6 protein-coding genes and 6 tRNA genes are annotated in these 11,881 nt (G+C 59.2%); 2 read left to right on the forward strand and 10 right to left on the reverse strand.

The window, feature by feature from the left end; all coding sequences use genetic code 11:
• The first annotated feature begins 28 nt into the window (after positions 1-28).
• A complete protein-coding gene (gene rpoC / locus OC537_RS15915) occupies positions 29-4,333 on the forward strand; it encodes a DNA-directed RNA polymerase subunit beta' (protein WP_005325063.1) in 4,305 nt (1,434 codons plus the stop codon).
• Positions 4,334-4,441: 108 nt separating this feature from the next.
• A protein-coding gene (locus OC537_RS15920) for an IS3 family transposase (protein WP_262112695.1) occupies positions 4,442-5,661 on the forward strand; the annotation gives its coding sequence in 2 pieces (ribosomal slippage) (positions 4,442-4,790 and positions 4,790-5,661; 1,221 coding nt in all).
• Positions 5,662-6,041: 380 nt separating this feature from the next.
• Here the strand turns inward: OC537_RS15920 and OC537_RS15925 are convergent.
• From OC537_RS15925 to OC537_RS15970, 10 genes are all read right to left on the reverse strand, one after another.
• Positions 6,042-6,118 (reverse strand) — tRNA-Arg (locus OC537_RS15925).
• A 26-nt stretch (positions 6,119-6,144) separates the two neighbouring features.
• Positions 6,145-6,221 (reverse strand) — tRNA-Arg (locus tag OC537_RS15930).
• Positions 6,222-6,247: 26 nt separating this feature from the next.
• Positions 6,248-6,324: transfer RNA gene (locus OC537_RS15935), tRNA-Arg, on the reverse strand.
• A 26-nt stretch (positions 6,325-6,350) separates the two neighbouring features.
• Positions 6,351-6,427, reverse strand: a tRNA-Arg gene (locus tag OC537_RS15940).
• 98 nt (positions 6,428-6,525) lie between these two features.
• Positions 6,526-6,602 (reverse strand) — tRNA-Arg (locus tag OC537_RS15945).
• Between the two features lie 3 nt (positions 6,603-6,605).
• A tRNA-Ser gene (locus OC537_RS15950) sits at positions 6,606-6,698 on the reverse strand.
• Positions 6,699-6,911: 213 nt separating this feature from the next.
• The gene (csrA, locus tag OC537_RS15955; RefSeq protein WP_005315760.1) at positions 6,912-7,100 is read right to left on the reverse strand and encodes a carbon storage regulator CsrA; all 189 of its coding nucleotides are present in this window, start codon (positions 7,098-7,100) and stop codon (positions 6,912-6,914) included.
• 93 nt (positions 7,101-7,193) lie between these two features.
• Positions 7,194-8,441: an aspartate kinase gene (locus tag OC537_RS15960; protein WP_262112697.1), complete on the reverse strand. Its 1,248-nt coding sequence runs from the start codon at positions 8,439-8,441 to the stop codon at positions 7,194-7,196.
• Positions 8,442-8,457: 16 nt separating this feature from the next.
• Positions 8,458-11,082 (reverse strand): alanine--tRNA ligase, encoded by a 2,625-nt coding sequence (alaS, locus tag OC537_RS15965; RefSeq protein WP_139744992.1) that lies wholly within the window; start codon positions 11,080-11,082, stop codon positions 8,458-8,460.
• Positions 11,083-11,359: 277 nt separating this feature from the next.
• Positions 11,360-11,860 (reverse strand): regulatory protein RecX, encoded by a 501-nt coding sequence (locus OC537_RS15970; RefSeq protein WP_262112736.1) that lies wholly within the window; start codon positions 11,858-11,860, stop codon positions 11,360-11,362.
• Between the last annotated feature and the right edge of the window lie 21 nt (positions 11,861-11,881).

An 11,881-nucleotide genomic window follows, 5' to 3' on the forward strand; every position in this document is an offset into this window, starting at 1 on the left:
GAGGTTAGACTCCTGACAGGGGAAACACGTGAAAGACTTACTCAAGTTTTTGAAGGCTCAGACCAAGACCGAAGAGTTTGACAGTATCAAGATCGGTCTGGCCTCTCCTGACATGATCCGCTCCTGGTCATTCGGTGAGGTCAAAAAGCCTGAGACCATCAACTACCGGACTTTCAAGCCGGAACGTGATGGTCTGTTCTGCGCCCGTATCTTCGGACCGGTGAAGGACTACGAGTGTCTGTGCGGCAAGTACAAGCGCCTGAAACACCGTGGTGTGATCTGCGAGAAGTGCGGCGTAGAAGTGACCCAGACCAAGGTCCGTCGCGAGCGCATGGGCCACATCGAGCTGGCCAGCCCGACTGCCCACATCTGGTTCCTGAAGTCCCTGCCGTCCCGTATCGGTCTGCTGCTGGACATGACCCTGCGTGACATCGAGCGCGTGCTGTATTTCGAATCCTATGTAGTGATCGAACCCGGCATGACCAACCTCGAGCGCAGCCAGATGCTGTCCGAAGAGAACTATCTGGACGCACTGGAAGAGTGGGGCGACGAATTCGACGCCAAGATGGGTGCCGAAGCAATCCTTGCATTGCTGCGTGCCATCGATCTGGAAGGTGAAGTCAAGACCATGCGCGAGGAGCTGGATCAAACCAACTCCGAGACCAAGCGCAAGAAGACCACCAAGCGCCTGAAGCTGATGGAAGCCTTCCTGCAGTCCGGCAACAAGCCGGAGTGGATGATCATGACAGTGCTGCCTGTGCTGCCGCCGGACCTGCGTCCGCTGGTACCGCTGGACGGCGGCCGTTTCGCGACTTCCGATCTGAACGATCTGTACCGTCGCGTGATCAACCGTAACAACCGCCTGAAGCGTCTGCTGGATCTGGCGGCTCCGGACATCATAGTGCGCAACGAAAAGCGCATGCTGCAAGAGTCCGTGGATGCCCTGCTGGATAACGGCCGTCGTGGTCGTGCCATCACAGGTTCCAACAAGCGTCCGCTGAAATCCTTGGCCGACATGATCAAGGGTAAGCAAGGTCGTTTCCGTCAGAACTTGCTGGGTAAACGTGTCGACTACTCCGGTCGTTCCGTTATCACCGTAGGTCCGACTCTGCGTCTGCATCAGTGCGGTCTGCCGAAGAAGATGGCGCTCGAGCTGTTCAAGCCCTTCATCTATGGCAAGCTGGAATCCCGTGGTCTGGCGACCACCATCAAGGCCGCCAAGAAAATGGTGGAGCGCGAAGAAGCCGTCGTTTGGGACATCCTGGACGAAGTGATCCGCGAACACCCGGTCCTGCTGAACCGTGCACCGACCCTGCACCGTCTGGGTATCCAGGCGTTTGAACCGACCCTGATCGAAGGCAAGGCCATCCAGCTGCACCCGCTCGTCTGTGCCGCCTATAACGCGGACTTCGATGGTGACCAGATGGCGGTCCACGTACCGCTGACCCTGGAAGCCCAGCTGGAAGCGCGCGCCCTGATGATGTCTACCAACAACATCCTGTCGCCTGCCTCCGGTGAGCCGATCATCGTTCCTTCTCAGGACGTGGTCTTGGGTCTGTACTACATGACCCGTGCCCGTATCAACGCCAAGGGCGAAGGTATGGTGCTGGCCGGCCCGAAAGAAGCTGAGAAGGTCTATCGCGCCGGTCTGGCCGATCTCCATGCTCGTGTGAAAGTGCGCATTACCGAATACCTGCGTCAGGAAGACGGTTCCCTGCTGCCGCACACCGAGATGAAGAACACCACAGTTGGTCGTGCGATCCTGAGCCTGATCCTGCCCAAAGGCATGGAATACGCGCTGATCGACGAACCCAAGGTGCTGACTGCCGCCGAGCAGGCCGATCTGGATGCCAATCCGCAGAACTGGATCAAATCCGTATCCAACAAGGCGCTGGGCAAAAAGCTCATCTCCCGTCTGCTGAACACCTGTTATCGCAAGCAGGGCCTGAAGGACACCGTCATCTTCGCTGACCAGCTGATGTATACCGGTTTCCATTACGCGGCCCTGTCCGGTGCTTCCGTTGGTATCGATGACATGGTCATCCCGGATGCCAAGAAAGACATCATTGCGGCAGCCGAAGCCGAAGTCGCCGAGATCCAGGACCAGTTCCTGTCCGGTCTGGTGACCGCGGGCGAACGCTACAACAAGGTTATCGATATCTGGGCCAGCGCGAACGATCGCGTCTCCAAGGCCATGATGGATAACCTCTCCAAGGAGCGGAACGTCAACTCCCTGGGTGAAGAAGAAGAGCAGGCCTCCTTCAACAGCATCTTCATGATGGCCGACTCTGGTGCGCGGGGCTCCGCCGCCCAGATCCGTCAGCTGGCCGGTATGCGTGGCCTGATGGCCAAGCCGGATGGTTCCATCATCGAAACGCCGATCGTGGCGAACTTCCGTGAAGGTCTGAACGTACTGCAGTACTTCATCTCCACTCACGGTGCTCGTAAGGGTCTGGCGGATACCGCACTGAAGACGGCGAACTCCGGTTACCTGACTCGTCGTCTGGTTGATGTGGCTCAGGACATGGTGATCACCGAGGACGATTGCGGCACTACCGAAGGTCTGTGGATGACTCCGCTGATCGAAGGTGGTGATGTGGTCGAGCCGCTGCGTGAGCGCGTGCTGGGTCGTGTGGTCGCCGAAGACGTGATCAAGCCGGGTACTGAAAGCGAGATCCTGGTCGCGCGCAATACGCTGCTCGACGAGTATCTGTGTGACCTGCTGGAGCGTAACTCCGTCGACCGCGTGAAGGTACGTTCTGCCATCACCTGTGAGACCGACTTCGGTAACTGTGCCCACTGCTACGGCCGTGATCTGGCCCGTGGTCACCTGGTGAACAAGGGTGAGGCTGTCGGTGTTATCGCCGCCCAGTCCATCGGTGAGCCGGGTACCCAGCTGACGATGCGTACCTTCCACATCGGTGGTGCCGCATCCCGAGCTGCTGCCGAGAGCAGCATCCAGGTCAAGAATACCGGTAGCATCAAGCTGCAGAACGCCAAGTTTGTTACCAACAGTGCAGACAAGCTGGTTATCACCTCCCGTTCTACCGAACTGACCATCATGGACGAGATGGGCCGTACCAAGGAAAGCCACAAGCTGCCTTACGGTTCCGTCCTGGAAGTGAAAGATGGCCAGGCCGTGAGTGCCGGTGATACCGTCGCCAACTGGGATCCGCACACCCACCCGATCATCACCGAAGTAGCAGGTCGCCTGGACTTCGAACACATGATCGACGGTGTGACCATCACTCGTCAGACCGACGAGCTGACCGGTCTCTCCTCTATCGTCGTGCTGGATGTCAACGAACGTCCGAGCGCCGGTAAAGAGATGCGTCCGACCGTGAAGCTGGTCGACCAGAACGGCAAGGATGTCATGATCCCGGGTACCGATGTAGCCGCCCAGTACTTCCTGCCGGGCAAGGCGATCGTGAACCTGGAGGATGGTGCCAACGTGGGCGTGGGTGACGCGGTCGCGCGTATCCCGCAAGAGTCCAGCGGTACCAAGGACATCACCGGTGGTCTGCCGCGCGTTGCGGATCTGTTCGAAGCACGTCAACCGAAGGAACCGGCTATCCTGGCCGAGATCTCCGGTACCATCTCCTTCGGGAAAGAGACCAAGGGCAAACGCCGTCTGGTCATTACCCCGACCGACGGTGGCGACATCTACGAAGAGATGATTCCGAAGTGGCGTCACCTGAACGTGTTCGAAGGTGAAAAAGTTGAGAAGGGTGAAGTGCTGGCAGACGGTCCTGAGTCTGCTCACGACATTCTGCGTCTGCGCGGTATCAGCCCGGTCGCCAACTACATCGCCAACGAAGTGCAGGACGTTTACCGTCTGCAAGGCGTTAAGATCAACGACAAGCACATCGAAGTCATCGTTCGTCAGATGCTGCGTAAGTGCGAGATCCTGAGCGCTGGCGACACTGACCTGATCGAAGGCGAGCAGGTTGAAGTGGCTCGTGTGAAGATTGCCAACCGTAAGCTGGTTGCCGAGGGTAAGACTCCGGCCACCTTCCGTCACATCCTGATGGGTATTACCAAGGCATCCCTGAGCACCGAGTCCTTCATCTCCGCGGCTTCCTTCCAGGAAACCACTCGCGTTCTGACCGAAGCGGCCGTTGGCGGCAAGCGTGACGAACTGCGTGGCCTGAAAGAGAACGTCATCGTGGGTCGTCTGATCCCGGCTGGTACCGGCTTTGCCTACCACCATGCCCGGATCAACCAGCGTGCCGCCGCAGCTCGTGCTGTCGGTGTGCCGCAGGTGACTGCCGATGAGGCTCAGCAAAATCTGGCGGATCTGCTCAACGCAGCCGGCAGTTTTGACGAAGAGTAATCTTCAGCTGCAGTGATTAAAAAGGGCTCCTTCAAGGAGCCCTTTTTGTTGCCCGTGTCCCGTCCTGAATATGGTTTACACCTTTCCCCCCAATCAATGGAGAACCCGATGGGACAAGGTGTGAAACGGACACAGCGCGATTACTCGCTGACTTTTAAACTGGCGCTGGTCGAGCAGATTGAAAAAGGCGAGCTCACCTACAAACAGGCTCAGGCCCGTTATGGCATTCAGGGTCGCTCCACCGTTCTGGTATGGTTGCGTAAACATGGTCGGCAAGATTGGAGCCAGGGGGCTTCTGTGCGCGCCGGCAGGAGCATCACCATGCCAGACCCCGACAACCAGACGCCCGAACAGCGCATCAAGGAACTCGAGCAGAAGCTGGCGCTGATGAGCCAGAAGGCCCAGTTCTTTGAGGCCGTCGTCGATGTGCTGAAGAACGACTACGGCCTCTCCATCGTAAAAAAGCGACCCGGCAAGTCCTCTCGCAGCGGCAAGTCGAGAGGCTGACCATCGTCAGGGCTTGCCGGTTTCTGGGAATCAGCCGTCAGGCTTACTACAAGCGCAATCGGGTTGCAGACGTGCGCCATGCACAAGGGCTGCAGGTAGTGCGCTTCGTGCGTCAGGTACGGCTGCGACAACCACGGGTGGGCACCCGCAAGCTGCATTATCTGCTGCAGGGTCAGGATGATGGCGGGCTCAAGGTCGGGCGGGACAGGCTGTTTCAGATATTGGCCGAGCACCGCCTGCTGGTGCAGCCCAGGCGGGCGTATCACAAGACCACCCACAGTTTTCACCGTTTCTACCGTCATCCCAACTTGCTCAAGGCGGGGCCAGAGCAGGTCACGCCGGTGGCACCGGAGCAAGTCTGGGTCGCCGACATCACCTATCTGCCAGCCAGGAGCGGGCCGCTGTACCTAAGCCTGGTGACGGATGCCTACTCACGCAAGATAGTGGGCCATCACGTGCACGAAGGGATGCACGCCGAGTCGGTGGCGATGGCGTTCAGACAGGCGCTGAAGCAACGGCGTGGCGGCGGGGAGCTTATCCATCACTCGGACCGCGGCGTGCAGTATTGCTCGGGCCTGTATCAGTCATTGCATGAGCGGCACGGGGTGAAATGCTCGATGACGGATGGCTATGACTGTTACCAGAATGCGTTGGCAGAGCGAGTGAACGGGATTTTGAAAGGAGAGCTGTTGTTGCAGAGCCCGCAGGACCTGGCGCAAGCGAGGGAGATGGTGCGCGAGGCGGTGGATATTTACAACCTGGAGCGACCGCATCATGGGTTGAAATACAGAACCCCCGATGCGGTGCATCGGGGGTTCTGAGTCACGTGAAGCTAGACGAAAATGTGTAAACCTATTTCAGGACTAGACACCGCCAAAGACCCCTGTCGGCCGCCAAGGCGTTCAACGTCCAGAGCCTGGGTCCATGCCGCCCTCGTGATGCCCGCGGGCACAGAGCGTGCCTGCAGCAGCGCCTGTGTGTGGCTGGAGGTGACATTGGGCGGGGATGACAAGACGCCGAGTAGCAGGGCCTGATAGGGATCGGGGGGAAGATAGGACGACGACGGAGAGTGATGTGGCGGGAACGACAAGCGTCGTTCAATGCGGTGGCACATCAACCGCCATCAGGACAGCAGAGCCCCACGACCGGGGGAATAGCGCCCATAAAAAAACAGCCCCGACTGACGTCGAGGCTGTCTGTATGGTGCGCCCGAGAGGATTCGAACCTCTGACCACCTGGTTCGTAGCCAGGTACTCTATCCAGCTGAGCTACGGGCGCTCACAAACTTTTGGTACTGCCTAAAATGGTGCGCCCGAGAGGATTCGAACCTCTGACCACCTGGTTCGTAGCCAGGTACTCTATCCAGCTGAGCTACGGGCGCTCACAAACTTTTGGTACTGCCTAAAATGGTGCGCCCGAGAGGATTCGAACCTCTGACCACCTGGTTCGTAGCCAGGTACTCTATCCAGCTGAGCTACGGGCGCTCATAAATCGTTGATTTCACTTTAAATGGTGCGCCCGAGAGGATTCGAACCTCTGACCACCTGGTTCGTAGCCAGGTACTCTATCCAGCTGAGCTACGGGCGCCCTGATTTAAAGCGATAAAAAAAGCTTACTCAACAGTAAGCCTTTTCTAGCGTACCAACCTGCTGATGGTCGATACATGACTCATCATGAGTCGAATATGGTGCGCCCGAGAGGATTCGAACCTCTGACCACCTGGTTCGTAGCCAGGTACTCTATCCAGCTGAGCTACGGGCGCAAATGGCGGAGAAGGGGGGATTCGAACCCCCGATGCGGGTATAAGCCGCATACTCCCTTAGCAGGGGAGCGCCTTCAGCCTCTCGGCCACCTCTCCGTTTGCGGGGCTGATAATACTTCACAGGGATTTTTAGTCAAACACTTTTTTGGAGAAAACAGCGTGTTCGCTCAGCATTTGGTCAAAGCGTGGAATATTCAAGCAATATCGACACTTACCCCCTGCTTCCGGGCCCTGCAAGCCGATTTGCAGGGCACGGAAAAACAAAAGGCGACACCTGAGATGTCGCCTTGAAGCTGCCAATGGGATGGCTTAGAAATTCGGTTGGCCCGGTACTTTCTCGGCCTGTATCCGCATGTAGATCTCTTCGCGGTGTACGGAGACCTCTTTGGGTGCGTTCACACCGATACGAACCTGGTTACCCTTAACGCCCAGCACGGTGACAGTCACTTCGTCACCGATCATCAGGGTTTCCCCTACACGACGAGTCAAAATAAGCATTCGCTTGCTCCTGTATCCTGTTTTGTATTTATATCGATATGCGCCATTATCTTACAAAGATACCGATATGGTAAATGGTTGAAACTAAATCAATCAGGGATTGTTCCCCAAGGGCTGCTCATGAGGCTCATTATCCAGCCCGAACGCTGAGTGCAACGAACGCACGGCCAGCTCCAGGTACTTCTCGTCAATCACCACGGATATCTTGATTTCAGAGGTGGAAATCAACTGCATGTTGATCCCCTCCTCGCCCAATACCTTGAACATGGTGCGCGCGACCCCGGGATGATTCCACATGCCGACCCCGACGATGGAGACCTTGGCGATCTCCCCGTTGCCCTGCACGCAGGCGGCACCCAGCAGGGTGGCGGTCTCCTCCAGCAAGGCGCGAGCCCGGCGATAGTCATCGCGATTCACCGTGAAGGTGAAGTCGGCGGTGCCATCCCCCAGGGTGTTCTGCACTATCATGTCGACATCTATGTTGGCGTCGCTGATCGGATTCAGGATCTGCGCGGCCACCGTCGGCCTGTCCGGCACACCCAGAATGGTCAGGCTGGCCTCGTTGCGATTGAACGCAATGCCGGATACCAGGGGTGCTTCCATCCTCTCACCTCCATATGTGATTAAGGTTCCCTCTCCGTCGACAAAACTCGACAGCACCCGCAGCGGTACGCGGTACTTGCCCGCGAATTCCACCGAACGGATCTGCAGCACCTTGGCCCCCAGACTCGCCATCTCCAGCATCTCCTCGAAGGTGATGGTGGAGAGGCGGCGTGCCTTGGGCTCGATGCGCGGATCCGTGGTATAGACCCCATCCACATCGGTAAAGATCTGGCATTCATCGGCCTTGATGGCCGCCGCCACGGCAACAGCCGTGGTGTCCGAACCACCTCGCCCCAGGGTGGTGATGGCATTGTGCTCATCACGGCCCTGGAAGCCGGCGATCACCACCACCTTGCCCGCACCCAGCTCGGCCTGAACCTGCTCGGTGTCGATCTGGGTGATGCGTGCCTTGCCATGGGCGGAATCGGTGTGGATACGAACCTGATCACCGGTCATTGAGACCGCAGGGCAACCCCGTTTGTTCAACGCGATGGCCAGCAGCGCTATGGTGACCTGTTCACCGGTCGAGACCAGCACATCCATCTCGCGCCGGTTGGCATCCGGATCCAGCTGCTGGGCCATGCCCAGCAACCGGTTTGTTTCGCCCGACATGGCGGACACGACCACCACCACATCATGCCCCTGGGCGCGGCTCAGCTGAACACGATCAGCTACCGCCTCGATCCGCTCCAGCGTGCCGACCGAGGTGCCGCCGTACTTCTGTACATAGAGTGCCACAGATCACCTCGCCCGTTTACAGGCGCTCTTCCAGCCAGGAGTGAACGGATTGCAGGGCCGCCGGCACCGCATCAGGCTGGGTACCACCCGCCTGGGCCATGTCAGGACGACCACCGCCCTTGCCACCCACCTGCTGGGCCACCAGGTTGACCAGCTCGCCGGCCTTCACCTTGGCGGTCAGATCGTTGGTCACGCCGGCGATCAGATTGACCTTGTCCTCGCTGCTGGTTGCCAGCAGTACGACACCGGACTTCATCCGGTTCTTCAGCTCGTCCAGCATGCCGCGCAGGGACTTGGGATCGGCACCGTCCAGCGCCGCGATCAGCACCTTCTGGCCCTTGATCTCGATGACCTGGCTCAGCAGGTCGCTGCCAGCCTGAGCGGCCAGCTTGGCCTTGAGCTGCTCCAGCTCGCGCTCCATCATCCGGGACTTGTCCAACAGCTGGCGCACCTTGCTGCCGATGGAGAACTGGTCCCCTTTCACCAGGGCCGCGGCTTCTTCAAACTGCTCTGCCAGCTGGTGCATGAAATCGATGGCGCCCTTGCCGGTCACCGCTTCGATGCGGCGCACCCCGGCGGCAACACCGCTCTCGGCGATGATCTTGAAGAAGCCGATGTCACCGGTACGCTTGGCGTGAGTACCGCCACACAGCTCGGTGGAGTAATCCCCCATGCGCACGACACGCACGTCGTCTTCGTACTTCTCGCCAAACAGCGCCATGGCGCCAGCGGACTTGGCCGCTTCCAGATCCATCACCTGGGTGACGACATCGTGGTTGGCACGGATCTGGGCGTTGACCAGCTCCTCGACCCGGCGAATGGTCGCCATGGTCAGGCCTTCGAAGTGGGAGAAGTCGAAGCGCATGCGCTCCGCCCCGACCAGGGAGCCTTTCTGGGTCACGTGATCACCCAGCGCCTGGCGCAGGGCCGCGTGCAGCAGGTGGGTGACAGAGTGGTTCAGAGCCACGGCCTGACGGCGATCCCCGTCGACCACGGCTTCCACCTCGGCGCCCTTCTCCAGGGTACCCAGCTCCATATAGCCCTTGTGAATGATGGCATTGCCCGCATACTGGGTGTCGGTCACGGCGAAGATGCCGTCATCCACTTTCAGAATGCCGCTGTCGCCCACCTGACCACCGGACTCGGCGTAGAAGGGGGTCTCGGCCAGCACGATCACCGCTTCTTCACCGGCGATCAGCCCACTCACTTCGACAGCATCCTTGTAGATGCCGACCACCTGAGTCGTTTGGCTTAGCTGCTTGTAACCGGTAAATGGGGTCTCGAAATCGAGTTTCAACACTTCGTTGTAGTTCACGCCGAAGCTGGAGGCCTCCTTCGCACGGGCGCGCTGCTTCTCCATCTCGGCCTTGAAGCCTTCCTCGTCGATACCGATCTCGCGCTCGCGGACCACGTCGGCGGTAAGATCTGCCGGGAAGCCGTAGGTGTCATACAACTTGAACACCACCTCGCCCGGGATGACCTTGGCATCGCCGAGGTTCGCCAGCACTTCTTCGAGCAGCAGCAGGCCCCTGTCCAGGGTGCGGACGAACTGCTCCTCCTCGATGCGCAGCACGCGCTCGACCAGCGGCAGCTGGGCGATGAGTTCGGCAGCCACGTCCTTCATCTGCACCGCCAGCTCGGCGGCCAGCTTGTAGAAGAAGATCTCGGTGGCACCCAGCTTGCGACCGTGGCGAACGGCGCGGCGGATGATGCGACGCAGCACATAGCCACGGCCTTCATTGGAGGGCATGACGCCGTCAGCCACCAGGAAGGCGCAGGAACGGATATGGTCGGCGATGACGCGCAGGGACTGGTTGCTCAGATCCTCGGTGCCGACGATCTCGGCGGCCTTCTTGATCAGCGCCTGGAAGATGTCGATCTCGTAGTTGGAGTGCACGCCCTGCATGATGGCGGAGATACGCTCCAGGCCCATACCGGTGTCCACGGACGGACGGGGCAGCGGCTCCATGGTGCCGTCAGCCTGACGGTTGAACTGCATGAAGACCACGTTCCAGATCTCGATGAAACGGTCGCCGTCTTCCTCCGGTGAGCCGGGAGGGCCACCCCAGAGGTGATCGCCGTGGTCGTAGAAGATCTCGGTGCAGGGGCCGCAGGGACCGGTATCACCCATCTGCCAGAAGTTATCTGAGGCAAAGGCGGCACCCTTGTTGTCGCCGATACGTACGATGCGCTCGACCGGCACGCCGATCTCGTTTGCCCAGATGTTGAAAGCTTCGTCGTCCGTTTCATAGACGGTCACCAGCAGGCGCTCTTTGGGCAGCTTGAGGGTACCGGTCAGGAATTCCCAGGCAAAACGGATGGCGTCCTGCTTGAAGTAGTCACCGAAGCTGAAGTTGCCCAGCATTTCGAAGAAGGTGTGGTGACGAGCGGTATAGCCGACGTTTTCCAGGTCATTGTGCTTGCCGCCGGCCCGTACACAGCGCTGGGCCGTGGTCGCGCGGTTGTAGGCACGCTTCTCTGCGCCAAGGAACACGTCCTTGAACTGGTTCATCCCTGCGTTGGTGAACAGCAAGGTCGGATCGTTGTGCGGCACCAGCGAGCTGGAGGAGACAACCTGGTGCCCCTGGGAGCGGAAATACTCGAGAAACGCTGCGCGTAACTCTGACGTGGACATATACATGGAAAATCCTGCTTGATTCGGATACGGACTTTTAATCGCAATAATGTAAGTTTTCTGCGGGGTAAAGTAAAACGCGCGGGCCCGTCACGGGTGAAAAAGCCCCCAATGGACGGGGCAGCGGCAGGACGCCGTGCAGGAGCAGGCCGAAAGGGGAGTCGGCTGGGTGGCGGATCATGGCGCCGCAGCCATCAGAAACAGGATAAAACAGGGAAAAGGCCCTCTCTTATCTGCACGTGTCGCAGGAACACGCCACTGCTCCATGGCCAGCACCAGCCCTTTATTCCTCCCCCTGCTGCATTGCCGAGATGGCGTAACGCGCCTGATCCTGGGTAAAGCCCCGCCCAAGCAGGTACTTGAGCCATTTCATCCGCAGCTTGAAATCCCCCAGATCGGCGACTCTGGCACGCCGCTCCAGCAGGGCGAACGCCAGCTCGAACCAATCCAGCTCCGGCTGGTCGAATGCGGCGTCTATCTGCATATCGTCCAGCCCCTTACGGCGCAGATCGAAGCGGATCTTGATGGGACCATGGCCCTTGGCCGCACCGGCTCGCACCGCCATGGCGCCGTAACGATCGTCATTGACCCAGTTGTAGCCGCGGCAATACTCGACAACCGCCTCGATCACCTCTTCATTGAAGCCCTGCAGCCGCAGCCGCTTGGCCAGCTCGGACTCGGCGCTCTCACGGCGAGCCAGACTGCGCATGGCAAAGGCGCGGGCGGCAGCAAACAGTTCTTCAAAGGAGAGTTCAACGGGTTCGGGGGAGGATTCATCGACCATAAATGACAAGGCCGGGTATTA

Origin of the sequence: Aeromonas sp. Marseille-Q5825 (assembly GCF_946892685.1) — a bacterium.
GTDB lineage: Bacteria > Pseudomonadota > Gammaproteobacteria > Enterobacterales > Aeromonadaceae > Aeromonas > Aeromonas rivipollensis.

What these genes read in the sequence shown, in the direction of transcription:
- csrA (WP_005315760.1), bottom strand. Translation starts at nt 7,100, where the DNA reads ATGCTTATTTTGACTCGTCGTGTAGGGGAAACCCTGATGATCGGTGAC.
- OC537_RS15970 (WP_262112736.1), bottom strand. Translation starts at nt 11,860, where the DNA reads ATGGTCGATGAATCCTCCCCCGAACCCGTTGAACTCTCCTTTGAAGAA.
- alaS (WP_139744992.1), bottom strand. Translation starts at nt 11,082, where the DNA reads ATGTATATGTCCACGTCAGAGTTACGCGCAGCGTTTCTCGAGTATTTC.